This is a genomic window from Pseudomonas oryzihabitans NBRC 102199 (genome assembly GCF_000730625.1).
GTDB classification, from domain to species: domain Bacteria; phylum Pseudomonadota; class Gammaproteobacteria; order Pseudomonadales; family Pseudomonadaceae; genus Chryseomonas; species Chryseomonas oryzihabitans.
This window is the reverse complement of sequence record NZ_BBIT01000002.1, coordinates 1-24,785: the sequence shown is the minus strand read 5'-3', so window position 1 is coordinate 24,785 and position 24,785 is coordinate 1. Positions and strand designations below refer to the sequence as shown.

24 protein-coding genes are annotated in these 24,785 nt (G+C 68.0%); 4 read left to right on the top strand and 20 right to left on the bottom strand.

Annotated features, from left to right (window positions below):
- Positions 1–39: 39 nt before the first annotated feature.
- The 6 genes from POR01S_RS01635 to POR01S_RS01610 are packed head-to-tail and all read right to left on the bottom strand — an operon-like array spanning position 40 to position 7,450.
- On the bottom strand, positions 40–612 hold the full coding sequence (locus tag POR01S_RS01635; RefSeq protein ID WP_052382609.1) for a GNAT family N-acetyltransferase: 573 nt from the start codon (positions 610–612) through the stop codon (positions 40–42).
- Entirely contained in the window at positions 609–1,145 is a 537-nt protein-coding gene (locus POR01S_RS01630; RefSeq protein WP_042133332.1) for a GNAT family N-acetyltransferase, read from the bottom strand. Before POR01S_RS01630 ends, POR01S_RS01635 begins: the two co-directional genes overlap by 4 nt.
- Entirely contained in the window at positions 1,142–2,794 is a 1,653-nt protein-coding gene (locus POR01S_RS01625; RefSeq protein ID WP_042133330.1) for an ABC transporter ATP-binding protein, read from the bottom strand. Before POR01S_RS01625 ends, POR01S_RS01630 begins: the two co-directional genes overlap by 4 nt.
- On the bottom strand, positions 2,791–4,248 hold the full coding sequence (locus tag POR01S_RS01620) for an ABC transporter permease (protein ID WP_042133329.1): 1,458 nt from the start codon (positions 4,246–4,248) through the stop codon (positions 2,791–2,793). Before POR01S_RS01620 ends, POR01S_RS01625 begins: the two co-directional genes overlap by 4 nt.
- 5 nt (positions 4,249–4,253) lie before the next feature.
- Positions 4,254–5,231 (bottom strand): ABC transporter permease, encoded by a 978-nt coding sequence (locus POR01S_RS01615; RefSeq protein ID WP_042133327.1) that lies wholly within the window; start codon positions 5,229–5,231, stop codon positions 4,254–4,256.
- Positions 5,228–7,450 (bottom strand): ABC transporter substrate-binding protein, encoded by a 2,223-nt coding sequence (locus tag POR01S_RS01610; RefSeq protein ID WP_042133326.1) that lies wholly within the window; start codon positions 7,448–7,450, stop codon positions 5,228–5,230. The genes POR01S_RS01615 and POR01S_RS01610 overlap by 4 nt, the downstream gene beginning before the upstream one ends.
- A gap of 88 nt (positions 7,451–7,538) precedes the next feature.
- Here POR01S_RS01610 and POR01S_RS01605 point away from each other — a divergent pair, with 88 nt between their 5' ends.
- On the top strand, positions 7,539–8,060 hold the full coding sequence (locus tag POR01S_RS01605) for a cupin domain-containing protein (RefSeq protein WP_027601852.1): 522 nt from the start codon (positions 7,539–7,541) through the stop codon (positions 8,058–8,060).
- 306 nt (positions 8,061–8,366) lie between these two features.
- On the opposite strand, the gene aroQ is transcribed toward POR01S_RS01605, so the two are convergent.
- From aroQ to POR01S_RS01575, 6 genes are read right to left on the bottom strand one after another with little or no spacing between them, the layout of a single operon-like run.
- A complete protein-coding gene (aroQ, locus tag POR01S_RS01600; RefSeq protein WP_027599901.1) occupies positions 8,367–8,813 on the bottom strand; it encodes a type II 3-dehydroquinate dehydratase in 447 nt (148 codons plus the stop codon).
- An 8-nt stretch (positions 8,814–8,821) separates the two neighbouring features.
- Positions 8,822–9,640, bottom strand: coding sequence for a shikimate dehydrogenase (aroE, locus tag POR01S_RS01595; protein ID WP_042133324.1), 819 nt, complete (start codon positions 9,638–9,640; stop codon positions 8,822–8,824).
- Positions 9,637–10,869 carry a CaiB/BaiF CoA transferase family protein gene (locus POR01S_RS01590; protein WP_042133322.1) on the bottom strand — a complete coding sequence of 411 codons (1,233 nt, stop codon included), beginning with the start codon at positions 10,867–10,869 and terminating at the stop codon, positions 9,637–9,639. Before POR01S_RS01590 ends, aroE begins: the two co-directional genes overlap by 4 nt.
- Positions 10,866–11,324 (bottom strand): MaoC family dehydratase, encoded by a 459-nt coding sequence (locus POR01S_RS01585; RefSeq protein WP_027601849.1) that lies wholly within the window; start codon positions 11,322–11,324, stop codon positions 10,866–10,868. The genes POR01S_RS01590 and POR01S_RS01585 overlap by 4 nt, the downstream gene beginning before the upstream one ends.
- Before the next feature lie 8 nt (positions 11,325–11,332).
- The gene (locus tag POR01S_RS01580) at positions 11,333–11,728 is read right to left on the bottom strand and encodes a VOC family protein (RefSeq protein ID WP_042133321.1); all 396 of its coding nucleotides are present in this window, start codon (positions 11,726–11,728) and stop codon (positions 11,333–11,335) included.
- Complete coding sequence (locus POR01S_RS01575) at positions 11,725–12,675, bottom strand: ketopantoate reductase family protein (protein WP_042133320.1); 951 nt, start codon at positions 12,673–12,675, stop codon at positions 11,725–11,727. Before POR01S_RS01575 ends, POR01S_RS01580 begins: the two co-directional genes overlap by 4 nt.
- Before the next feature lie 91 nt (positions 12,676–12,766).
- Between POR01S_RS01575 and POR01S_RS01570 the strand changes: the two genes are divergently transcribed.
- A complete protein-coding gene (locus tag POR01S_RS01570; protein ID WP_042133319.1) occupies positions 12,767–13,675 on the top strand; it encodes a LysR family transcriptional regulator in 909 nt (302 codons plus the stop codon).
- 66 nt (positions 13,676–13,741) lie between these two features.
- Here the strand turns inward: POR01S_RS01570 and POR01S_RS01565 are convergent, their stop codons facing one another.
- The 4 genes from POR01S_RS01565 to POR01S_RS01555 all read right to left on the bottom strand — a co-directional run bounded on the left by POR01S_RS01565 (position 13,742) and on the right by POR01S_RS01555 (position 15,318).
- Positions 13,742–14,188 carry an Hsp20 family protein gene (locus tag POR01S_RS01565; RefSeq protein ID WP_007160292.1) on the bottom strand — a complete coding sequence of 149 codons (447 nt, stop codon included), beginning with the start codon at positions 14,186–14,188 and terminating at the stop codon, positions 13,742–13,744.
- 130 nt (positions 14,189–14,318) lie between these two features.
- Positions 14,319–14,477 (bottom strand): hypothetical protein, encoded by a 159-nt coding sequence (locus tag POR01S_RS23785; protein WP_007160293.1) that lies wholly within the window; start codon positions 14,475–14,477, stop codon positions 14,319–14,321.
- Positions 14,474–15,058, bottom strand: coding sequence for an alpha-ketoglutarate-dependent dioxygenase AlkB family protein (locus POR01S_RS01560; RefSeq protein WP_042133312.1), 585 nt, complete (start codon positions 15,056–15,058; stop codon positions 14,474–14,476). The genes POR01S_RS23785 and POR01S_RS01560 overlap by 4 nt, the downstream gene beginning before the upstream one ends.
- A gap of 2 nt (positions 15,059–15,060) precedes the next feature.
- Positions 15,061–15,318 (bottom strand): hypothetical protein, encoded by a 258-nt coding sequence (locus tag POR01S_RS01555; RefSeq protein ID WP_007160295.1) that lies wholly within the window; start codon positions 15,316–15,318, stop codon positions 15,061–15,063.
- 105 nt (positions 15,319–15,423) lie between these two features.
- On the opposite strand from POR01S_RS01555, the gene rapA reads away from it, so the two are divergent.
- Positions 15,424–18,258 (top strand): RNA polymerase-associated protein RapA, encoded by a 2,835-nt coding sequence (gene rapA / locus POR01S_RS01550; RefSeq protein ID WP_042133310.1) that lies wholly within the window; start codon positions 15,424–15,426, stop codon positions 18,256–18,258.
- Between the two features lie 732 nt (positions 18,259–18,990).
- On the opposite strand, the gene dhbA is transcribed toward rapA, so the two are convergent.
- From dhbA to POR01S_RS01530, 4 genes are read right to left on the bottom strand one after another with little or no spacing between them, the layout of a single operon-like run.
- Entirely contained in the window at positions 18,991–19,746 is a 756-nt protein-coding gene (gene dhbA, locus POR01S_RS01545; protein WP_042133308.1) for a 2,3-dihydro-2,3-dihydroxybenzoate dehydrogenase, read from the bottom strand.
- Between the two features lie 11 nt (positions 19,747–19,757).
- A complete protein-coding gene (locus POR01S_RS01540; protein WP_007160298.1) occupies positions 19,758–20,621 on the bottom strand; it encodes an isochorismatase in 864 nt (287 codons plus the stop codon).
- An 8-nt stretch (positions 20,622–20,629) separates the two neighbouring features.
- Positions 20,630–22,255, bottom strand: coding sequence for a (2,3-dihydroxybenzoyl)adenylate synthase (locus tag POR01S_RS01535; RefSeq protein ID WP_042133306.1), 1,626 nt, complete (start codon positions 22,253–22,255; stop codon positions 20,630–20,632).
- A complete protein-coding gene (locus POR01S_RS01530; RefSeq protein WP_222932025.1) occupies positions 22,252–23,439 on the bottom strand; it encodes an isochorismate synthase in 1,188 nt (395 codons plus the stop codon). Before POR01S_RS01530 ends, POR01S_RS01535 begins: the two co-directional genes overlap by 4 nt.
- A 274-nt stretch (positions 23,440–23,713) precedes the next feature.
- Here POR01S_RS01530 and fepB point away from each other — a divergent pair, with 274 nt between their 5' ends.
- On the top strand, positions 23,714–24,682 hold the full coding sequence (gene fepB / locus POR01S_RS01525; RefSeq protein WP_007160301.1) for a Fe2+-enterobactin ABC transporter substrate-binding protein: 969 nt from the start codon (positions 23,714–23,716) through the stop codon (positions 24,680–24,682).
- The last annotated feature ends 103 nt before the right edge of the window (positions 24,683–24,785 follow it).

The following is a 24,785-nucleotide window of genomic DNA, read 5'->3' as shown; positions in this document are numbered from 1 at the left end:
CTGAATGAAAACCAGCGGCCAGGGGCCGCCGGTTTTCATTCAGGGGGCGGAACGCACGTAGCTGGTCAGCACGTGATCCCGCCAGACCCCGTCGATCTCCAGATAGCGCCGCGCCAGGCCCTCGCGCTCGAAGCCGAGCTCGGTCAGCAGATGGGCGCTGCGGACGTTCTCCGGCAGATGGTTCGCCATGATCCGGTTCAGGCCCAGCTCGGCGATGACGAAGTCCCGCCCCAGGCGTACGGCCTGGCGCATCAGCCCCCGCCCCTGCCAGGCCGCATCCAGGCCGTAGCCCAGGTAGCAGGCCTGGAAACCCCCTCGAACTATCTGGCTGAAATTCACCGTGCCTATGACCAGCGGGCCCGCTCGCAGCACCAGGCGCAACTCGCTCAGACCCGGTCCTCCGGCGCGGTAGGCGGCAGACTGCCCCTGCCACTGCGCCAGGGTATAGAAGGCATCGGAGCGCCGCGGCATCGACAGCGCCAGGTGCTGGCGATTGCGTCGGTAGTAGTCGGCCACCGCGGCGGGATCGGCCAGGGTCAGGTCGATCAGTTCCACCGCCTCGGTCACGGCGAAGCGCGGTGGATACTGCAGCGGAACGCTCAGGGCGGTCATGGCTGCACCTGCGGCGGCAATTCGTAGACCCAGGTGGCGCAGCGCTGTCCGTCCGGACCTTCCCGATCGTTTTCCAACACCCGGACGCGCCGGAAACCGACCCGTTCGGCAAGGCGCTGACTGGCGTCATTGGCGGCCGAGGTGGTGAGAAAGAACCCCGCCGTGCCCCGCTGCTCGACGAAATACCGCAGTGCGGCGGTCATCAGGCCCTGCCCGGTATGCAGGCTGTGCAGCCAGTAACCGATCTCGAAGCGCCGCCCGCCGTCTAGTGGCGTGAGCCCCAGGCAGCCGAGCAGTTCGTCACCGCGCACCAGGAAGTAGCGTTTCTCGCCCTGGGCGAGGGTGAAGGCGCCGCGGGCCGCGAGCAGGCTGTCGCGGGCCTGGGCGACGCTGGTCTGTTCGCGCGCCCAGCCAAGGAAGCGGCGGTGCTCGGCATAGCTCCAGTTCAGGGCGTCGGCGAAGGCCGCGGCCAGGCGCGGTTGCGGCCACACCAGCTCGAAGTCGGCCAGGGCGATGCGCGGTGGAAAATTCATGGCGAGGTCCCGAATTCCAGGCGCGGCACGGCGGCCAGCAGGCGCTGGGTCATGGCGTGAGCGGGCGCGCGCAGCACCCGTTCGGCGCTGCCCTGTTCGACGATGCGACCGCCGTCCATGATCGCGATACGATCGGCCAGGTACTCGACCACGCCAAAGTTGTGGGTGATGAACAGATAGGCCAGGCCGCGCTCCGCCTGAAGTTCGCGCAGGAGATCGAGGATCTGCGCCTGCACCGAGACGTCCAGCGCCGAGGTGGGTTCGTCGCACACCAGCACCCGCGGCTCGACGATCAGCGCCCGGGCGATGGCGATGCGCTGCCGCTGGCCGCCGGAGAATTCATGGGGAAAGCGCTGCAGGGTGTCCCCCGGCAGCCCGACCCGCTCCACCAGGGCGGCGGCACGTCTCTGGCGCTCGGCGGCGTCCAGTTCCGGGCGCAGGGCCAGCAGCCCCTGCTCCAGGGTGGCAGCGATGCGCATGCGCGGATCCAGGGAGGCGAAGGGATCCTGGAAGACGATCTGGATCTGCCGGCGCAGTCGTTGCAGGGTGCGTCCATCGGCCGTGAGCAGCTCTGCGCCGCCCAGGCGGGCACTGCCGCCGATGCGCGGCCCGTCGAGCAGCCGCAGCAGCGCCTTGCCGGTGGTGGTCTTGCCGCAGCCGGATTCGCCCAGCAGGGCCAGGGTCTCGCCGGCGTGCAGGTCGAAGCTCACCCCGTCCACCGCCCTGACCCAGTCCCGAGTCCGGCCCCAGGCGCCCCGGCGGATCGGATAGTGCACGGCCAGGTCGCGTACCTCCAGCAAGCACTCGCCCGGGGTTCGCGCGGGCAAGGTGCGGGGTACTCCTGCCAGGGTCTGGCCGCGCTTGGCGAAGGTGGGAATGGCGGCGAACAGCTCGCGGGCATAGGGATGCCGGGGCGCCTGGAAGAATTCCGCCGCCGGCGCGCTCTCGACGATCTCGCCGTGGCGCATCAGGGCCACGTGATGGGCCACCTGGCGCACCACCGCCAGGTCGTGGGTGATCAGCAGGATGGCCATGCCCAGTTCGCGCTGGATGTCGGCCAGCAGCGCGAGGATCTGCGCCTGGACGGTGACGTCCAGCGCCGTGGTGGGCTCGTCGGCGATCAGCAGATCCGGCTCGGCGGCCAGCGCCAGGGCGATCATGATGCGCTGTTTCTGGCCACCGGAGAACTGGAAGGGGTAGTCGTCGATCCGTCGCTCCGGCTCGGAAATGCCCACCCGCCGCAGCCATTCCACCACCCGGGCGCGGGCGGCGGCGCCGCGCAGCGCGGTATGGGCGCGCAGGGTTTCCTCGATCTGCTCGCCGATGCGCATGACCGGATTCAGGCTGGTGGCGGGCTCCTGGAAGATGGTGCCGACGCGCCCGCCGCGCAATTCGCGCAGGCGGCCTTCCGGCAGTCGATGCAGGTCGGTGCCGGTCAGCAGCGCCGCGCCCCGGGCGATACCCAGCGAAGGCGGCAGCAGGCGCAACAGCGAGAGCGCGGTGACGCTCTTGCCGCTGCCCGATTCCCCGACCAGGGCAAAGGTCTCGCCGCGGGCGATGGCCAGGCTCAGGCCGCGCACCGCCTGGCGCGTGCCCTCCTCGCCGTCGACCAGGATCTCCAGGTCGCGGATCTCCAGCACCGGGGTCATGGCTGCACCTCGCCCTGGCCGGGAAGGCGCCTGAGCCAGGCGGATCTCAGCCGGCGACTGCGCGGATCGAAGGCGTCGCGCACGGCGTCGGCGAACAGGTTGGCCGCCAGCACCAGGGCCAGCATGAAGGCGAAGGCGCTGAACAGGTTCCACCAGATCATGGGGCTGCGGGACATCTCGGTGCGGGCGTCGTTGATCATGGAGCCGAAGGAATTCATGGTCGGATCGACACCGATGCCCAGGTAGGAGAGCACCGCCTCGTAGAGCACCAGGCTGGAAAATTCCAGGGTCAGGGTGATGAGCACCAGGTAGAAGACGTTGGGCAGCAGGTGCCGGCGCAGGATGGTGAAGTGGGAAACGCCGAAGGCCCGCGCCGCCTGCACGTATTCCAGCTCGCGCAGCTTGAGCGCCTCGGCGCGCAGCAGGCGGCAGAGGCCGGCCCAGCCGGTGAGGCCGAGGATCAGGCAGAGCATGAAGAGACGCAGGTCGGCGCGCGCCGCGCCGGTGTCGAACAGCTCCGGATGGCGGTCGATGAACACCTGCATCATCAGCACGCAGGCCGCTACCAGCAGCACCCCGGGGATGGAGGTCAGGGTGGTGTAGAGGTAGGTGATGACGTCGTCCACCCGGCCCTTGAAGTAACCGGCGGCCAGGCCGAAGACGATGGCCGGTGGCAGCATGGCCAGGGTAGTCAGGCTGCCGATGACGAAGGCGGTGCGGATGCTCTTGAGCGACTGGTAGAGGACGTCGTTGCCGGTGCCGTCGGTGCCCAGCACGTGGTAACCACTGGCCAGGGCGATCACGCTGCCGGACACCAGGCAGACGCCCAGCCAGGTCAGCAGGATGGCGCGCCAGGGCGTGGCGGTCTGGCCGCGGAGGATGAGTCCGCAGCGGCTGGCTAAGCCACCCGGCTCGCGCAGCCGTGCCGCGGCCAGGGCGGCAGTCGCCAGGGCCAGCGCCAGACCGCCGAGCAGGCCCAACGTCAGCCGCTTGAGGACATCGCCCCGCCACTCGGTAGCGGGATCGCGCAACGTGGTGCCGGCATGCTTGAGGCGGGGGAAGTCCCGCAGCGGCGCGCCCTCGGCGCTGGTGCCCAGGGTTTCCTTGGTGAACTGGTGGGTGGCGAGCGGCGCCGAATAGGTCTTCTCGCGCTGGGTCAGGCTGGTCTCGGCCAGCAGGCCGTCGAGGGCCGAGAGCACCGTGGGCGAGTAGATCGGCGCCGTGGCGCCAGGCGTCGCGGGTAACTGGGGCCGGTAGTGCAGCGAATCCAGCAGGGCGATGGCGACGAAGCTGGCCAGCACCACGGCCGCGCTCATCGCCGGGGCATCCTGCAGCACCCGGCGCCAACTGGCGCGCAGGGCCGGCTGGCGACGCGCGCGCCAGGCGTAGATCAGGCTGCCGGCCACCAGCAGGTAGAGGGCGAGGTCGGTCCAGAGCAAGACGAATTTCGGCATGGCGGCTACCTGAAGCGAACACGCGGATCGGCGAGGGTGTAGGACAGGTCCGCCAGGATCAGGCCGACGATGTAGAGCACCGACCCCAGGAACACCATGGTGCGGACCACGGCGAAGTCCTGGCCGTTGATGGCGTCGATGGTGTAGCTGCCCAGGCCGGGAATGCCAAAGAAGGATTCGGCGATCAGGCTGCCCATGATCAGCAAGGGAATGGCCGAGACCACCCCGGTGAGGATAGGCAGCGCCGCATTGCGCAGCACATGGCGCAGGAGCACCTGGCGCTCGGCCAGGCCCTTGGCGCGGGCGGTGCGCACATAGTCCTTGCCGATCTCTTCGAGAAACAGCGCGCGATAGAAGCGGGCCTGGCTGCCGAGGCCGGCTATCACCGCCACCAGCACCGGCAGGGCCAGGAAGCGCAACAGATTCCAGCCTTCTTCATAGCCGGAAAAGGGCACCAGGCGCAGCGTCTTCGCGAACAGCCACTGGCCGGCGATGATGTAGAACAGCGAGGAGATCGACAGCAGCACCACGCAGAGCACCACGCCCCAGAAGTCCAGCCGGCTGGCACGAAAGAATACCAGCAGCAGGGCGAAGCCGACGCTGGCCGCCAGGCCGAGCACGAAGGTCGGCAGCGCCAGCGCCAGACTCGGGCCGGCGCGCTCGGCGATCTCCCGGCCGATGTCGCGGCCGCTGTCGGAGGTGCCGAAGTCGAACACCAGCAGACTGGCCGACCGTTCGAAGAAGAGCGTATCGGTCAGCTGCTCCATTCCTTCACGGGTGGTATTAATGAGCAGCGGCTTGTCGTAGCCGTGCTCCGCCTTCCAGTCCTCGATGGCTTCGGCGGTGACGTACTTGCCGCCGATGGCCAGGCGCGCCATGTCGTCCGGGGTGTTGACGGTAAAGAACAGCAGAAAGGTCAGCAGATTCACGCCGATCAGGATGAGCACGCCATAGGCCAGGCGCCGCAGCAGATAGCCGATCATGGCCGCCCCTCCCCGTGGCCGTCGCCAAAGGCGGTCTGGCGCTCACGCCGCCGGAGGCTGCGCCAGGCCGGCCAGATCAGCAGCAGCCCCAGCCCCAGCAGCAGCCACAGCGGCCAGAGCACCGGCCGGTTCCATTCCAGCACCTTGCGCTCGCGCAGCGCCGGGTCCAGGCGCAGATAGCGCAGCTGATCGCGCACCATCTGGGTCGGCTTGGCGTTGTAGACCCACTGCTGATAGGCCCCGGCCGACAGGGGATTCCAGCCGAACAGCCAGGGCGCGTCCTGCTGCACGATGGCGACCATGCGCCGGATCAGGGCGACCTTTTCCGGTCCGTCATCGAGACTCTTCATCTGCTCGAACAGCCGGTCGTATTCGGCATTGCTGTAGTTGCCGGCATTCTCGCCACCGTGCTTGGCCTTGCCCTGGGGACCGTAGAAGAGGAACAGGAAGTTCTCGGCATCGGGATAGTCGGCGTTCCAGCCCCAGAAGAAGATCTGCGCCGCGCCCTTGCGCATCTTGTCCTGGAATCTGTTGTAGTCCGAGCCGCGCAGTTCCAGCTGGATGCCCAGCTTGGCGGTCTGCTGGCGCATCCAGTCGAACATGGCGCTGTCGCCGCTGGTCTGGGCGTCGTATTGCAGGATCAGCGGCCGCCCGCTGCTGGCATCGCGGCCATCGGGATAGCCGGCTTCGGCCAGCAGCTGTCGGGCCTCTTCGATGGGTCGCCGCTCGGGCTTGCCATCCACCATTCGATAGACCACCGGGTTGCTGCCGGCCGGCGGCGCTTCATAGCCCAGCACGCCCGGCGGCAGAGGGCCATTGGCGACCAGGCCGTTGCCGTTGAGAAAGACGGTGATGTAGCTCTCCCAGTCGAAGGCGATCGACAGTGCCTGGCGCAGCTTGCGATTGCGCACCTGCTGCTCGGGCGTTGCGCCCTGCCCCACCACCGGATCCAGCCAGTTGAAACCCAGGTACCAGTTGGACGCCTCCACCGCGGTGGGCAACTTGAGGCCACGCTCGCGGTAGAGCTCGGCGGAATCGGCCGAATCACCGGCCTTGGTGCGCAGCGCCACGCCATATTCGCCGCGCTCGACCTGGGGGGTGTCGTAGTAGCCCTGGATGAATTTGCCCATCAGCGGCACCCCTTCCTTTTCCAGGCTGAACACCGCGCGGTCGATCAGCGGCATGGGCTTGCCGCAGTCGTCCAGCCGGCCCTGTTCGCGATCCTCGGGCTCCCCTTCGCAGGGATAGGGATCGGCGTGGTAGTTGGGATTGCGCTCCAGCACATGGCGGCGATTGGGGATGGACTCGGCCAGGCGATAAGGTCCGGTGCCCACCGGCCAGCTGTTGAAGCCCAGGTTGTGCTCGGCCATCCCCGGCTGGCTGTAGAAGCGATCCGCCTCCCAGGGCACCGGCGCGGCGAAGGTCATGGCCAGCCAGTAGTTGAACTGGGGATACTTGCCGATCACCCGCAGCCGCAGGGTGTGGTCGTCCAGCACCTCGACCCCGGGCAGCTCGCCCTGGCGCAGGTCCAGCCAGGGCAGCGGCGCGCCCCTGGGCAGGCCGGCGCGCAGGGACTTGTCGGCGGCGCGCAGGCCGTCCCCGAAGGCCTGCATGCCGACCAGATGCTCGGCGAAGATGGCGTAGCTGGGCGAGACCAGCCGCGGACTGGCCAGGCGACGCAGGCCGTAGGCGTAGTCGGCGGCGGTCAGGGCGCGGCTGCCGGTCTCGGGAAAGTCGGGGATCTGGTAGCGATCGGCCAGGTCGGCGGGCTGGATCGGGAAGTAGCGGTAATGGCCCTGGGCATCGCGGGCGAAGGCCGGATGGGGCGCATAACGGGCGTCGCGGCGGATGGGGATGTCGTAGACGCTCTCGGCGATCTGCGCGGCCGGTGCGTCGTCCGGCAGGCGCCGGCCCTGGGCATCCAGGTAGTAAGGCGTGACCACCCGCTCGGCGCCGCGGGGGATCAGCGCGTAGGGCCGCTTGAAGTAGTGGTAGCCGTAGAGGGGTTCATAGATGTTGTAGGTGAAGTTGGTCTCGTCGCCGGAATAGGAACTGGCCGGATCGAGGTACTTCGGCGAGCGGGTGGTGAAGGCGGTATAGAGGGTATTCTGACCTTCGGCTCCGGCGCGGTAGGGGCTGTTGATCGGCGTATCGGGTGAACAGCCACCGAGCAGCGCCAGGGTCAGCAGTGCGAGGAGTTGTCTGGACAGTCTGGGCATCGCGTTCCTGCACCGAAAGGGACCTGAGGCGGCAGCGTCCGCCTAACCGGCTAAGCTTGAGCTATTTTCCCGCGAGGCGCAGCACCCCATGCAATCCCGGAAAGATTTCGACAAGATCGTCCACTGGTCCCAGCTCCAGGCGCCCGACGGCCCCGGCTATGCCGACAGTGACGAGCGCTTTTCCCTGGGTGCCGCCTTCGGCCGCCACTTCGGCTTCGCCCGCCTGGGCATCCACCACGAATGGCTGCCACCCGGTCGCCGCACCTCGCGGCCCCATGCCGAGGCCACCGAAGACGAATTCATCTATGTGATCTCGGGCCACCCCACCGCCTGGATCGACGGTCACCTCCAGCGCCTCAAGCCGGGCGACGGGGTGGGTTTCAAGGCGGGGGATGGCGTCGCCCACACCTTCATCAACGAGACCGACGAGCCGGTGGAGTTGCTGGTGGTGGGCGACACCAGCCGGGCGGACAACCGCCTGCACTATCCGCTGCATCCGGAATACACCGCCGGTCTGGGGGACAAGCAGTGGCAGGACTGTCCCAAGCGGGAACTGGGGCCGCATACGGGTGAGGCGATATCGCGCAAAAAGGACGACGAGTGCCCTTGAATCCGTTGCGACTCCCCGCCTCCATCCGCGCCAACGCGGGACTTCTCAACCAGTTGCAATTGGCGCCCGATACCTGCTCCGGCTGTGGCGAGCATCGGCTTGATTCTCATGCCGAGAGAAGCGGTGCCTCCCTACCCTGCTTTATCGCGGCCATGGGCCGCTCCTACAGTGTAGGAGCGGCCCATGGCCGCGATAGCCTGCAGGGCCTCAGCCAACACCTTGGTGCGAGGAAAACGCTGCGCGGTTTTCCACCCTACGCGGGATCTGTGGGAGCGCTCCCTTTTCCTCGGGGTGGGAGTCGGCGGCTCAGGCCCTACGCGCCTGGGCCGCGCTCACCGCCGCGCGCAGTGCCAGCAGGTAGCTGTCCACGCCGAAGCCGGCGATCTGCCCCAGCACGATCTCGGCGAACACCGAGTGATGGCGAAAGCTCTCCCGCGCATGGATGTTGGACATGTGCAATTCCACCACCGGGACGGTAAGGATCGCCAGGGCGTCGCGGATGCCGTAGCTGTAGTGGGTCCAGGCGCCGGCGTTGATCAGCACCCCGTCGACGCCCTCCTCGTAGCCCTGGTGGATGCGCTCCACCATCGCCCCTTCGTGGTTGCTCTGGAAGGACTCTATTTCCACCCCCAATTCCGCACCGAGGGCCGCCAGCCTGGCGTCGATCTCGGCCAGGGTCACGGTGCCGTACTGCACCGGATCGCGCTTGCCGAACATGTTGTGGTTGATACCGTGCAGCATCAGGATCTTCATGGGATCGCTCATGTCAGGGGAAGGGTCAGCCGGTCGATGACCGGCCGGGTCTCGGGGCGCACGCCGCGCCACCAGGCGAAGGCTTCAGCGGCCTGCTCGACCAGCATGCCCACGCCGTCCGCCAGTTGCGCCACGCCCTGTTCCTGAGCCAGGCGCAGGAAGGGCGTCAGCCCCTTGCCATAGGCCAGTTCGTAGGCCAGCGCCGCCTGGGCAAAGACGTCGGCCGGGACCGGTGGCAGCTCACCGACCAGGCTGGCCGAGGTGGCGTTGATCACCAGGTCGAATCTCTCCCCTTGCAGGGCCTCGTAGCTGCTTACGCTCAGCAGCGGATGCCTGATCTCCTGGGCGAGCCCTGCGGCCTTCTGCCTATCGCGATTGACCATCACCAGCGCCGCCGGCCCGGCCGCGAGGAAGGGCAACAGGGCGCCGCGGACCGCGCCACCGGCGCCCAGCAGCAGCACCCGCTTGCCGGCCAGCGGCTGGCCGAGGTTGACCTCGATGTCGCGCAGCAGGCCGATGCCGTCGAAGTTCTCCGCCAGCACCCGCTCCCCCTCGAACTTCAGCGCATTGGCCGCCTTGGCCAGGCGCGCCCGCTCGCTGGGCTCGGTGGCCAGCTGGAAGGCCTGCAGCTTGAAGGGCGCCGTGACATTCATGCCCCGCCCGCCCTGGGCGCGAAAGCGCGCCACGTCACCGGCAAAATCCTCCAGCGAGCCTTCGATGGCACCGTACTCCAGGTCCTGGCCGCTGGTCGCGGCGAACAGCCCATGGATGAGGGGGGACTTGGTGTGATTGATCGGGCGGCCGATCACCGCGTAGTGGTCGGTCATGCCGGCATCTCCTGGGTGAAGAGCACGCCATCGGCCTGCAACTGGGCGATCTCCTCCGCGCTGTAGCCCAGGCTCCGGGCCACGGCGGCGTTGTGCTCACCAAGATCCGGCGCCACCTGCTGGATGGTGGTGTCGCAGTCGGAAAAGCGGAATGGCAGATTGGGCATGCGCAGGGTGCCGAAGCGCGGGTGCTGCTGCTCCTGGATCATGCCGCGGGCCTTGATCTGCGGATCCTCGATCACCTCGTCGATGCGCTGCACCTTGGCGCAGGGCACGTCGATCTCGTCGAGCAGCGCCAGCAGCCGGGCGACCGGATTGGCCGCCACCCAGGCCTTGACGATGGGCAGGATAACTTCGCGATGGGCGTTGCGGCCGGTGGAGGTGTGGAAGCGCAGGTCGCTGCCGAAACCCGGCTGGCCCGCGTCCTGTTCGATCAGGGCGGCGAAGCGCTTCCAGGAGTCGTCCACCTGGGCGGCGATCACCAGGTCGCCGTCCTGGGCGCGGAAGACGCCATAGAGGGTCGAGGTGGGCATGTCGTGACCGGTCTGCTGCGGCAGGATCTCGCCGCCGGACAGGGTGTAGCACTGCACGGCGTACTCGTGCATGGACACCAGGGTGTCATACAGCGCCATGTCGATGTGCTGGCCGCGGCCGCTGGTGACCCGCCCGAGCAGCGCCGCGTTGATGGCGGCCACCGCATGGGCGCCGGTGTACATGTCGCCCAGGGAGATGCGCAGTAATGGTGGTGCCTCGCCCGGCGTGCCGACCATCTGCATGATGCCGCTCTTGGCCTCGGCGATCAGGCCGAAGCCGGCGCGATGGGCATCGGGCCCGGTGTGGCCGTAGGCGGAAATCGAGCAGTACACCAGGCGCGGATTGCGCGCGGACAACTCCTGGTAACCCAGGCCGAGCCTGTCCAGGGCGCCGGGCCGGTAGTTCTCGATGAAGACGTCGGCGCTGTCGCAGAGCTGCTGCATGAAGGCCTTGCCGCGCGGGTCCTTCATGTTGACGCTGACGCCCTGCTTGCCCATGTTGAGTTGTAGGAAGTAGCCGCTCTGCTGGTCGTCGAGGACGAAGGCGTGCTGGCGCCCGGCATCGCCGCTGCCGGGACGTTCCACCTTGATCACCTCGGCGCCCAGCGCCGCCAGGCAGCGCCCCACATAGGGACCGGCGAGGAAGTGGCTGTAGTCGATGACCCTCAGGCCTTGCAGCGGCAGTGGCTGGCTCATAGGGCGCCCTCCCGCCGCGGCACCATCAGGCGGTGCTCGCCGCGCTGGACCACCTCGCCCTTCTGGTTGATCAGCTCGGATGGCAGCACCACGATGCCCCAGCCCGGCTTGCTCTTGCTGGGTCTCATTGACCCGACGCGCATCTTCACGTGCAATTCGTCGCCGACGCGGATCGGCAGGAGGAAGTCCCAGGTCCAGCCCAGCGACATCCCCGGCAGGAAGCGATAGTCGCACTGGGTCTTGAGGCCGTCGGCGATGGACAGCCCCATCAGCCCATGGGCGACCAGGCCGCCGAAGTGGCTGGCATTGGCATAGGCCTCATCGACGTGGACCGGGGTGTGGTCACCGGTCAGGTCGGCATAGGCCAGGATGCGTTCCTTGGTGACCAGGTAGCTCGGGGTAATCGCCTCGTCGCCTTCGCGGGCGTCCTCGAAATATTTTTCTTGTACGGTCATGGTCGCTGTCACTCGGCTTGACGGGCGTTGACGGCCAGGGCGTCGTGCACGGCGCGGGCCGGCACGGCCTGGATGAATTCCAGCGCCAGGCCATCGGGCAGGCGCAGCCAGTTGTAGCCCTGGGGCAGTTGCTCCACACCCTCGAAACGCCGGGCGGCGGCCAGGGCGGCGTCGAGGTCCTCGCACATCAGCCCCAGGTGGCCCAGGCGCCCCTCGGGGCCGGCGAAATCCGACTTGCTCATGAATTGCATACCGCCCAGCGTCCAGTACTGGGTGGGCTCCTCGACCGTGCCCTGCACCTCGCGCAGGGTCATGCCGAACACCTCGTGGAAGAAGCGGATGTGCCAGTGGATGTCTTTCACCCAGATGGCCACGTGTTCCAGATAGGCCTTGGGAATGCTCATGATGTGGCGTCCTCTTGTTGTCGATCGGCCAGGGCGCGCTCGATGCCCTTGATGCAGGCGACCAGCGTGGCGTTGACCGGGGTCGGTACGCGGTACTGCTGGCCAAGCCGCACCACCGCGCCGTTGATGAAGTCGATTTCGGTGATGGAGCCCCTCTGCAGGCTTTGCAGCATGGAAGTCTTGAACGACGGCGCCAGCCCTTCGCGGGCCAGTTGCCAGGCGGCTTCCGGTTCCTGCAGGCCCAGCTCGACCCCGGCGGCGCGGGCCACCGCGATGGCCTCGGCGACCGCCTGCAAGGCGGTGTCGCGCAAGAGCGGCTCGCTATAGAGCTGCCCGTAGGTGAGCTGGGTGATGCCGGTGAGGGCCCCGGTGGCGACGTTGACCTGCAGCTTGTCCCACAGGGTGCCGCGGATGTTGGCGCTGACCGTGGTGGCCAGCCCCGCGCCGGCAAAGGCCTCGGCGACCGCTTGCACCCGTGGGGTGAGCTGGCCGTCGAGTTCGCCGATGAGGGTCTGCTTGCCGGCCACCCCGCTGCGGATCCGCCCCGGGCCGAGCAGCACCCCGCCGACATAGGTCTTGCCGGCGATCACCCGCTCCGGGCCGACGATCTCGGCCAGCAGCTCTTCGTGGCCGAGGCCGTTCTGCAGCGACAGCACCAGGGTCTCGGGACCGACCAGCGCCAGCGCCTGGCGCATGGCCTCGGCCGTGGCGAAGGACTTGACCAGCACCACCACCAGGTCGACCACCCCGACCGTCTCGGCGCTCATCGCCGCCCGTACCTGGACCCGGCGACGGCCCTCGGCGGTCTCGATGTCCAGGCCGTCACGGGCGACCGCCGCGATATGGGCATTGGGCCGATTGAGCAGCCAGGCCTCGTGCCCCGCCTCGCTCAGCCAGGCGCCAAAGGTGCTGCCCAGGGCGCCGGCCCCGAGGATGCAGATTTTCATGGATCGGGCTCCTTGTTTTCGCCCTACCCTAGGCCCGCGTCTGCTATTGAGCTATACAAAGAGTCCAATTTGCCCATCAGGAATGCTGATAATGCTGCCGACGGACGGCCTGCCCGAACCCAAGCTGCTGATGCTGTTCGAGGTGCTCTATCGCACCGGCAGCGTGACCCGGGCCGCCGAACAGCTGGGTCAGAGCCAGCCCACCATCAGCCTCTGGCTGGGCAAGTTGCGCCAGCAGCTGCGCGATCCGCTGTTCGTGCGCACGCCTGGCGGCATGAAGCCCACGCCCCAGGCCGAGGCCCTGATCACCCCCTGTCGCGAGGTGCTCGAATCCCTACGCCGGCTGGTGGCCTGGGAGGTCGCCTTCGAGCCCGCCACCGCCCAGCGGCTGTTTCGCCTCTGCCTGAGCGATGCCAGCCACATCACCCTGCTACCGCGGATCCTGGCGCAGTTGCGCGAGATGGCGCCCGGGGTGCGGCTGGAGATCGCGCGGATCGACGGCAATACCGAGCAGGCCCTGGAGATCGGCGAGGCGGACCTGGCGATCGGCTTCATTCCCTGGCTGGGCGGCAGCCTCTATCAGCAACTGCTGTTTCCCCAGGATTGGGTCTGCCTGGTCAGCGCCCGCCATCCGCGCCTAGGCGAGCGATTGACGGCCACGGCCTACGCCGAGGAGGGCCATGTGCTGGTCAGTGCCGGCACCGGGCAGAAGCTGCTGGAAGCGGGTCTGGTACGCGCCGGGGTGCAGCGCCGCATCGTGCTGGAGCTACCGGGCTTTTTGGGCGTCGGCGCGGTGGTCGGCACCTCCGACCTCATCGTCACCCTGCCGCGGCACATCGGCACCACCCTGGCGGAGACCTATGGCCTCAGGGTCCACGAATGCCCGGTGCCGATCGAAGGCTTCGCGGTCAGGCAGCACTGGCACGCGCGCTATCACCAGGACGCCGGCAACCGCTGGTTGCGCGGGGTGCTGCTGGAGCTCTTCGGCCAGGGCCGCTAGCGCCGGGGCCGCAAACGAAAAAGCCCCAGCACGGGGCTGGGGCTTTTAGGCAGGACGCCTGGACGATCAGTTGTCCAGAGCCGGGCGCTGGCCGGCGATGGCGATGCGCTTGGGCTTGGCTTCTTCCGGGATCACGCGCACCAGTTCGATGCTCAGCAGGCCGTGCTTGAGATCGGCACCCTTCACCTCGATATGGTCGGCGAGGCGGAAGGACAGCTTGAAGGCACGCTGGGCGATGCCCTGATGCAGGAAGGTCACGCTCTCGGCGCTGTTTTCGCGCCGGCCACCCTTGACGGTGAGCACGCCACGCTCGACTTCGATCTCCAGGTCATCTTCCTGGAGGCCGGCGGCGGCGATCACGATGCGATACTGGTCGTCACCGTGCTTCTCGACGTTGTAGGGCGGATAGGAGCTGCCAGCGTCGTTGCGCAGAGCGGATTCGAACAGGTCGTTGAACCGGTCGAAGCCGACGGAATGACGGAACAGCGGGGCCAGGGACAGTACGTTGCTCATGGTGAATCTCCTGATAGGTTCAGCAAGTTTCGGTGTTGCCTGCGGGACCCGACTTCGGCATCCCGCATGAACCTAGATAGGAATCCCCCACAAAATTTCAAGGGCGAATCCCGACGAACGGTACTGCCCGCTATTTCTTCTTCGGCTTGCGCTTTTTCTTCTTGGCGGCGGTCAGCGGCAGCGCCTGCTCGAAGGCCGAGCGCACCTCCTGCAGCCGGCGCTCCTTGAGGTCGTGGATGCGCTTGCCGCGCTCGGTGGTGAAGTCGATGAGATTGCTGTCGTCGCTCATGTCGCTATCCGGCGAAAGGTGAGATTCAGCCGCAACCCGCTGGCTTTGCGGGTCTTGGCGATCTGGTGCTGCCAATGATGCTGGGTCGCGCCGGCCATGACCAGCAGGCTGCCGTGACCCAGTTCCAGGGAATGGCCGATGCGGCTGGTGCCCTTGCGGCGGAAGTCGAAGCGCCGGGCGGCGCCCAGGTTGAGCGAGGCGATCAGCGGATTGGTGCCGAGACTGGCCTCGTCGTCGCTGTGCCAGCCCATGGAATCCTGGCCGTCGCGGTAACGGTTGAGCAGCACGCCATTGAAGGCCTGGCCGCAGGCCGCCTCGACGGCTTCACGGATGAGTTGCAACAGCGGCGTCCAGGGCAAGGCGGCGTGATCCAGGCCGGCGTAGCCGTAGACCACCCCGGGGTCGGCATACCAGGCGACCTGTCGCGGCACCGGGTGCCAGCGGCCAAACACCCGCACCTGCGGCTGGCTCCAGGGGGTTTCGGCGTCCAGCTGCTGCAGCCAGGCATCGGCTCGTTCCGGGGATAGCCAGTGCGGGTGGAAGGCCAGCTCGGCGTCGTCCAGCTCCAGGCGCTCGAGCATGGCTAGACCCGCAGATCCACCTGGGCGCCCACCTGCTCCGGCTCTTCCAGGGCCTGGGCACGTTCGGCGCCGAGGCCCTGGCGCAGGGCTTCGCGCTGCCGGCGGCGGCGGCGCGCCTCGCGATCCAGGGTCGCTTCGTCCTCCAGCGGGGCGTGCGCCGTTTCGGCAGGTGCCGTCACCGGCGCGACCACGGGGCGCACGGGCGCCGGATCCAGCTGGTTGGGTGGGGTCACGCCCAGGGGCGGAACGATGGGGATCATGACGAGGACCTCGAATTCGCGGACTGCGGCAAAGAGCGCGTTAGGCTTCTGACTCCGCTTTCGCTAAAATAGCCGGCTTTTTGATAGCTGGGGAGAAGCTTCCACATGGCGTCACATCAACCGGGACAACGCTGGATCAGTGACAGTGAGGCCGAACTGGGCCTGGGAACCATCCTGGCCCTGGACGGCCGCCTGCTCACGGTGCTCTATCCAGCCACCGGTGAGACGCGCCAGTATGCCCAGCGCAACGCCCCGCTGACCCGGGTGCGCTTCGCCCCGGGCGACGAGGTGACCCATTTCGAGGGCTGGAAGCTCACCGTGCGCGAGGTCTCCGAAGAGGACGGCCTGCTGACGTACCACGGCTTCACCGCCGAGCGCGAGGCACGCAGCGTGCCCGAGGCCCAGCTGTCGAACTTCATCCAGTTCCGCCTGGCCAGCGACCGCCTGTTCGCCGGGCAGATCGATCCCCTGCCCTGGTTCGGCCTGCGCTACCACACCCACGAGCACCGCAACCGCCTGCTGCAATCCAGCCTCTGGGGCCTGGGCGGCGCCCGCGCCCAGCCGATCCCGCACCAGTTGCACATCGCCCGCAGCGTGGCCGACCGGGTCGCGCCGCGCGTCCTGCTGGCCGACGAAGTGGGCCTGGGCAAGACCATCGAAGCCGGCCTGGTGATCCATCGCCAGCTGCTCAGCGGTCGCGCCAGCCGCGTGCTGATCCTGGTCCCGGAAAATCTCCAGCACCAGTGGCTGGTGGAGATGCGCCGCCGCTTCAACCTGGAAGTGGCGCTGTTCGACGCCGAGCGCTTCATGGCCAGCGAAGAGGGCAACCCCTTCGAGGACGCCCAGCTCGCCCTGGTCTCCCTGGACTGGCTGGTGCGTGACGAAAAGGCCCAGGATGCCGCCTTCGCCGCCGGCTGGGACCTGTTGGTGGTCGATGAAGCCCACCACCTGGTCTGGCACCCCGAGGGCGCCAGCCGCGAATACAGCCTGGTCGAGCAACTGGGCGAGGTCATCCCCGGCGTGCTGCTGCTGACCGCGACGCCCGAGCAACTGGGCCAGGACAGCCACTTCGCCCGCCTGCGCCTGCTCGATCCCAGCCGCTTCCACGACTTCGCCGCCTTCCAGCAGGAGTCCCAGCACTATCGCCCGGTGGCCGAAGCCGTGCAGGAACTGCTCGACGCCGGCGCCCTCAGCCCGGCCGCCCAGGACGCCATCGGCGGTTTCCTCGGCCAGGAAGGCGAGACCCTGCTGAACGCTGCCGCCGCCGGCGATGCCGAGGCCCGCGCGCGCCTGGTGCGCGAGCTGCTGGATCGCCACGGCACCGGCCGCGTGCTGTTCCGCAACACCCGCGCCGCGGTCAAGGGTTTCCCCGAGCGCGAGCTGCACGCCCACGCCCTGCCCTTCCCGGATGCCTACCTGGACGAGGGCGTCATGCCCGGCCAGTCGCTGCAGCCGGAAACCGAATTCGCCCCGGAAGACGACAACGACCGCTGGTGGCGCCACGACGGCCGCGTCGAGTGGCTGATCGACACCCTCAAGGCGCTCAAGCCGCACAAGGTGCTGGTCATCTGCGCGCGCATGGAAACCGCCCTGGACCTGGAAGACGCCCTGCGCCTGAAGTCCGGCATCCCGGCCACGGTGTTCCACGAGGGCATGAGCATCCTCGAACGCGACCGCGCCGCCGCCTACTTCGCCGACGAGGAATTCGGCGCCCAGGTGCTGATCTGCTCCGAGATCGGCAGTGAGGGCCGCAACTTCCAGTTCGCCCACCACCTGGTGCTGTTCGACCTGCCGGCCCACCCGGACCTGCTGGAGCAGCGCATCGGCCGTCTTGACCGGATCGGTCAGCGCCACACCATCCAGCTGCACGTGCCCTACCTCGAAGGCAGCCGCCAGGAGCGTCAGTTCCAGTGGTACCACCAGGCGCTGAACGCCTTCCTGGCCACCTCGCCCACCGGCAGCGCCCTGCAGGCGCGCTTCGCCAGCGAGCTCGACGAGCAGCTGGCCGGTGGCGACGACGCCACCTGGCAGGCCTTGCTGGAACAGGGCGCCCAGGCGCGCGCAACGCTGGAAGCCGAGCTGCACAATGGCCGTGACCGCCTGCTGGAACTCAATTCATCCGGCGCCGGTGCCGGCGAGCAACTGGTCGAGGACATCCTCGAACAGGACGACCAGTTCGCCCTGCCGATGTACATGGAAGAGCTGTTCAACGCCTTCGGCATCGACAGCGAAGATCATTCCGACAACGCCCTGATTCTCAAGCCCAGCGAGAAGATGCTCGACGCCGGCTTCCCCCTGGGCGACGACGAAGGCGTGACCATCACCTACGACCGCAACGTGGCCCTGGTCCGCGAAGACATGCAGTTCCTGACCTGGGAGCACCCCATGGCCCAGGGCGGCATGGACCTGGTGCTGTCGGGCTCCATGGGCAACACCGCCGTGGCGCTGATCAAGAACAAGGCGCTCAAGCCGGGCACCGTGCTGCTGGAGCTGATCTACATCAGCGAGGCGGTGGCGCCGCGCGCCCTGCAACTGGGCCGCTACCTGCCGCCGCTGGCGATCCGCTGCCTGCTGGACGCCAACGGCAACGACCTGGCTGCCCGGGTGGCCTTCGAGACCCTCAACGATCAGCTGGAAAGCGTGCCGCGCACCAGTGCCAACAAGTTCGTCCAGGCCCAGCGCGACTCCCTGGCCAAGCTGATCGGCGGTGGCGAAGGCAAAGCCCTGCCCCGCCACGAGGAACGCGTGGCCAAGGCCCGCCAGGCCTATTTGTCGGGGATGGACGAAGAGATCGCCCGCCTGGAAGCCCTGCGCGCGGTCAATTCCAGCGTCCGCCAGGACGAGATCGACCGCCTGCGCCAGCAACGCGAAGAAGGCCTGACCTACCTGGACAAGGCCTCGCTGCGCCTGGAAGCGATCCGGGTGCTGGTGGCGGGTTGAGTGGAGGGCTTCGTTAGCGAAGCTCTTCAGCAATACCAATCGCGGCCATGGCGGTCCGCCGATGCGGCCGCTCCTACAGGTTGAGCACAGACTGTAGGAGCGGCCCATGGCCGCGATGCGTTTCATGACAATACCCTGGGCTTCGCTATCACTCAGACCAACCTGGCTACTCTCCCGCTGCCAGCGGTCGAGCCCCGGTTCACCGCCGTATCTTTGAGTCCGTAGCGTGGAAAACGGCGCAGCCTTTTCCACTGGGCTTTCTAGCCAGGGGCGCCCTCACCCCAACCCTCTCCCGAGGGGAGAGGGGGCTATCCGAGCAGGCGTTCAGGATTTTCCGCCCCGGCAAGCCCGGGATCGGTCGCGAGGCAAGCCGTAGGTTGGGTTTAGACAGCCCCATCGTCGAAGCCCAACAGGCGGGGGCGAACCCATCGCGTTGGGCTTAGCTGGCGCTCAACCCAACCTACGGCACCGCTCGGCCACGTAGCGTGGAAAACGGCGCAGTCTTTTCCACTGGGCTCCCTAGCGAGGGGCGCCCTCACCCCAACCCTCTCCCGAGGGGAGAGGGGGCTATGAGAGCAGGCGTTCAGCTTCTTCTGCCGCGGCAAGCCCGGGATCGGTCGCGAGGCAAGCCGTAGGTTGGGTTGAGACAGCCCCATCGTCGAAGCCCAACAGGCGGAGTCGAACCCGCCGTGTTGGGCTTCGCTGGCGCTCAACCCAACCGACGAAAACCTCTCACGCCGCCAGGGTCGCGCCGCCGTCCACCACGATGTCCTGCATGGTGATATGGCTGGCCAGGTCCGAGGCGAGGAACAGCACGGTGTTGGCGATCTCGTCGGGCTGGGCGATCTTGCGCAGCGGGATGCCCAGCTTGAAGTCTTCCGGTAGGCCGTCCACCAGGCGTTGATAACCCTCGGGCGAGCCGAGCATGCCGGCCAGCATGGGGGTCGCCGTGGAGCCCGGCGAGACCACGTTGCAGCGCACGCCCGACCCGGCCAGTTCCAGGGCCACGCAGTGGCTCAGGGACACCAGCGCCGCCTTGGAGGTGCAGTAGCCGGCCATCTGCAGGCGCGGCACATGGGCGGCGTTGGAGGCGATGTTGACGATGGCGCCCCGGCCCTGGGCCTTGAACAGCGGCACCAGCTGGCGGAACAGGTAGAAGGGTCCAGAGACGTTGACGTCCAGCAGCGCCTGCCAGTCGTCCAGGCTCAGGCTGTCGCTGGTGCCCAGGCGCAGCACGCCGGCGCCATTGACCAGCACGTCCAGGCGGCGCTCTTCCGCCAGCAGCGCCTGGCAGACTTCCTCCACCTGGGCCGCGTCGGCGACGTCCAGTAGCTGGGTGCGGAACGGATAGCTGCCCTCGGCGAATTGCCGGTCGAGGCCGATCACCTCGGCGCCCGCCGCCTGGAAGCGCCGCGCTACCTGCAGCCCGATGCCCTGCCCTGCGCCGGTCACCCAGACGCGCTTGCCGGTGAAATCCAGTTGCGTCATCAGCAGATTCCTCAGGCGCGCGCGCGCAGCAGGTCCAGCCAGCCCTGCAGGGTCGGCTGGGCGGCGAGATCGGCGAAGGTCACCGGCAGACCGCGCTTCTGCCACTCGCCCACCAGGGTCATGACCTGCACCGAGTCCAGGCCGAAATCGGTGAGGTTGTCGTCCAGCGCCGGTGCTTCATCATCGGCGTCCAGCAGCGGCTGGACCTGGGCGCGCAGCCAGGCTTCATCGAGCACGGCCGCACCCGCGCCGGTGACCTGGGCGGTACTCAGGGTGCTGCCGCAGCGGGTCGCCACGTAGCGCAGCGCCATGCGGTGCTCTTCCTCGCTGAAGTCGGCCACGGCGTCGCCGATCAGGAAAGCCTGGATATCCCTCATGAAGGCATCGGTGCAGGTGGTCAGGCAGCCGATATGGGCATAGACGCCGCAGACGATCAGCTGATCGCGCCGCCATTCGGTCATCAGGTCCTGCAGATTGGAACGGTGGAAGGCGCTGTAGCGCCACTTGGTCAGCACCACGTCGTCAGCCTTGGGCGCCAGCGCGTCCACCACCTGCTGCAGCGCGGGATCGGCCTGGGTCAGGCCCGGGCCCCACATGTCGTTGAGCAGGGCGCGATCGGCCGGCGGCTGGTCGGTGGGCTGGGCGGTATAGACCACCGGCACGCCCTGGGCATCGGCCCAGGCGCGCAGGGCGGCGATGTTGGCCACCACCTGATCGATCAGCGGGCTGTCGTCGCCATAGAATTCGACGAAATAGCGCTGCATGTCGTGGATCAGCAGCACGGCGCGATCGGCCACGGGCGTCCAGTCCACCTTGTTGGCGGGGAAGCCGTCGGGCTGGGGCAAGGGATAGGAGGCAAGACGGGGAATAGCCATGGGAAACCTTAGGAACGCTCGGTGGATGGGGTCTGCAGCTGCTCGCGCAGGCGGCGCTTGTCGATTTTGCCGACGGCGGTGAGCGGCAGCTGGTCAAGGAACTGGAAACGGTCGGGCAGCTTGTACTCGGCCACGCCCTGCTCGCGCAGGTAGCGGCGCAGCGCCACCGGCTTGAGCGCCGGATCGCTCACCACCAGGCAGGCGCAGCTCTTCTCGCCCATCAAGTCGTCGGCGATGGCGACCAGGGCCGCGTGGGTGATGCCGGGATGGCGCAGCAGCAGGCCCTCGATCTCGGCGGCAGCGATCTTTTCACCGCCGCGGTTGATCTGGTCCTTCACCCGCCCGACCACCTTGAGGTCGCCGGCGGCATCGCGCTGGACCACGTCGCCGGAGAAATAGAAGCCCTCGGCGTCGAACACCTGGGCGTTGTGCTCGGGGCTGCGGTAGTAGCCGCGGAAGGTGTAGGGGCCACGGGTGGACAGCAGGCCGGGCTCGCCGTCGGGCACGGGATTGCCGTCCTCGTCGGTGATGCGCACTTCGTCATCCGGGCTCATGGGCCGGCCCTGGGTGGTGAAGATGCGCTCGGGTTCGTCGTCGAGGCGGGTGTAGTTGACCAGGCCTTCGGCCATGCCGAACACCTGCTGCAACTGGCAGCCCAGCTCCTCGGGCACGCGGCGGGCCTGGGCTTCGGCGAAGCTGGCACCGCCCACCTGCACCACGCGCAGGCTGGCGAGTCGCGCACGCTGCTCGGGCGCGGCCGCGGCCTGCAGCCAGAGCGCCACCGCCGGTGGCACCAGGGCCACCCAGTCCACCTGATGGCGTTCGATCAGCGCGAAGCAGCGCAGCGGCTCGGGATCGCGGGCCATGACCACGCAGCCGCCGGCGATGAAGACGCCCAGCGCGCCGGGCGAGCTGAGGGTGTAGTTGTGGCCCGCCGGCAGCGCACAGAGAAAGCGCGTCGCCGGGCTCAGGCGGCAGATCTCGACGCTGCGTCTGAGGCTGTAGTAGTAGTCGTTGTGGGTGCGCGGGATCAGCTTGGGCGTGCCGGTGCTGCCCCCGGATAGCTGGAAGAAGGCCACCTCGCCACCGGCGGTGGGCGTCAGCTGAAAACCGTCCAGCGGGGTATCCAGGCGCTGCTGGAGGCTGCGCGCGTCGTCGGCGCCGTCCAGCAGTACCTCGCCGAGGCCCGGCGCCACGTCGCGCAACTCGGCGAGGAAGTTGTCGTCGCGGAACAGGTTGTGCTCGCTGCAGGCGATCAGCAACCGGGGCTGGATCTGCTGCGCATAGGCGAGCAACTCCAGCTTCTGGTGGCTGAACAGCGCATTGACCGGGGCGATGCCGGCCTTGAGCAGGGCAAAGAACACCACGTAGAACTCGGCCACGTTGGGCAGCTGCACCAGGGCCGTGTCGTGGCGGCGCAGCCCGGCGGCCTGCAGGTGGGCGGCCAGGCGACTGGAGCGCTCGTCCAGCTCGGCATAGCTCAGCTGCCGCTCGCCGCAGAGGATCGCCGGCGCGTCCGGCAGGGCCGCGCGGCTGCGCGCCAGGATCTCGGTCATCGGCAGGTCGAGCCAGTAACCCAGGGCGCGATAGCGCGCCGCCAGGTCGTCCGGCCAGTGGGTGAATTCCAGACTCACGTGGGGTTCTCCTCGTCGAGCAATCCACAGGCGGCACGCATGGTGCCCAGTTTGGCGGTAACCTCGGCCCACTCCGCCGCGGGGTCGGAGGCTTCGACGATGCCGGCACCGGCGAACAGCCGCAGCCAGTCGCCCTGCACCGTGCCGCAGCGGATGGTGACCACCCACTCGCCGTTGCCCTGGGCATCGCACCAGCCGACCATGCCGGTGAACAGGCCGCGGTCGAAGGGCTCGATGCGCTGGATCAACTGGCGCGCCGCGGCCGTGGGAAAGCCGCACACCGCCGGGGTCGGATGCAGGCGGCAGGCGAGTTGCAGCGCCGAGGTGCGGCTGTCGGCCAGCTCGCCGTCGATGGCGGTGGACAGGTGCCACATGGCGTTGGTGCTGAGCAGCGAGGGGCCTTCGGGTACGTCCAGCCGGCTGCACAGCGGCGCCAGCTGCTCGCGGATGTCCTCGATCACCAGACGATGTTCGTAGTGGTCCTTGCTGGACTCCAGCAACTCGCGGGCGACGCGCTGGTCTTCCTGCGGATCGGCGCGGCGCCTGGCCGAACCGGCCAGGGGATTGGTATGGACCTGGGCACCCTGTTTGCGCACCAGCAACTCGGGGCTGACCCCGACCAGCTCGCCGCCCTCGGCGGTGGGGATGCGGAATTGATAGCCGGTAGGATTCTGCCGCGCCAGATTGGCGAGGATGGTCTCCACGTCGGCAGGCTCGGCCAGGCGGATCTCCTGGATGCGCGACAGCACCGCCTTGCTCAGCTCGCCACGGCGGAAGGCCTCGATGGCCTCCTCCACCGCCAGGCAGAAGCCGTCCGCGCTGGGCAGGTTGCGCACCTCGCGCACCTGCGCCGGGGCAACCCCTGCGCTGCTGACCGGCGCCGGGCGCGCAGTCCAGGCATGCTCCCGAGGCACATAGAGGCAGGAGGGCCTGGTGGTATCGAAGGGAATGGCACCCATGATCACCGGCTCGGCGATGCCGGCCTGGCGGGCACGGGCGAAGGCCTCATCCACGGCGTGTAGGAACAGGCTGTCCCGATGCGCGCCGCCACTGGCCGGTGTCTCGACCCGGGCACAGATGCCCCGCCCCTGCAGGACGCGATCACCCGACTGGAACAGGAATGCGGCCTGTTCCCGACGATCGGCAACGACTCCGCCGACCACCTCAGCCCTCTTGCTCGTCATTTCGATGGACCTCTACACGAATGATAATGCTTATCAATAAGCAGAAGCTAAAGGTTGCCTGCCGGAAAGTCAATTCGTTAGGGACCGAACGATCTCGCCGAATGGCCAGCAACCCATTGAAATCTCAGGTGAATCTCCACTTGGCAGAGCGCCGGCAGGTACCGGATCCACGGCTCCTGCCCTGGCCCTGTCGGCTACTGGAAAGGAACGACTTGCTGCCCAGGGGGTGGTTCTTTGAAAATGAGAGTGATTATCTTACAACTGGAAGGCGTCCATGTTCAGCTTGTTGTCAGTGTTTCGCATTCTCACCACTCTGGCGGTCGCCACCCTGACCCTGGGTGGTCCCGCTCAGGCGGCGGACTGGCCGCGGCAGATCAGCGCCGACGGCAGCCAGGTGACCCTGCCGGCCAAGCCGCAACGCATCGTCTCCACCAGCGTCACCCTTACCGGCTCCCTGCTCGCCATCGGCGCGCCGGTGGTGGCCAGCGGCGCCACCTCGCCCAACAACAGATTCGCCGATGACCAGGGCTTCCTGCGCCAGTGGGGCGCGGTCGCCAGGCAGCGCGACGTGAAGCGGCTGTATATCGGCGAGGCCAATGCCGAAGCCGTGGCCGCCGAGGCGCCGGACCTAATCCTGGTCAGCGCCGCCGGCAACGACTCGGCGCTGCGGCTGGTCGAGCAACTCAAGGCCATCGCCCCGGTGCTGGTGGTGGGTTACGACAATCGCAGCTGGCAACAGGTGGTGGAACTGCTCGGCCAGGCCACCGGCCGCGAGGACGCCGCCCGCAAGGTGGTCGGCGACTTCGACCGGCGCGTCGCCGATCTCAAGGCGCGCCTGCAGCTGCCGCCGCAACCGGTGTCGGCCTTCGTCTACAACCCGGCGACGCGCCAGGCCAATCTCTGGACCGCCGCCTCCTCCCAGGGCCAGTTGCTGGAAAGCCTGGGCTTCACCCTGGCGAAACTGCCAGCGGGGCTGGAGACCGGCCATAGCCAGGGGCAGCGCCACGACATCCTCCAGCTGGCCGGCGAGAACGTCGCCACCGGTCTCACCGGCCAGACCTTCCTGCTGTTCGCCGCGGACGCCAAGGAAGCCGAGGCGGTACGCAGCAATCCGCTGCTGGCGCACCTGCCGGCGGTCAAGGATAACCGCGTGGAAGCCCTGGGCGCCGAGACCTTCCGTCTCGACCCCTACAGCGCCAACCTGCTGCTGGATCGTCTGGAGCAGCGCTACGCCAAGCCCTGAACAGAACAGTTACTGTGAGGTTTCTAGGCGAGCAGTCTGATAGCGGCCATGGCGGTCCGCCGATGCGGCCGATCCTACAAGACATCGGTGTTTTGGTGATCGC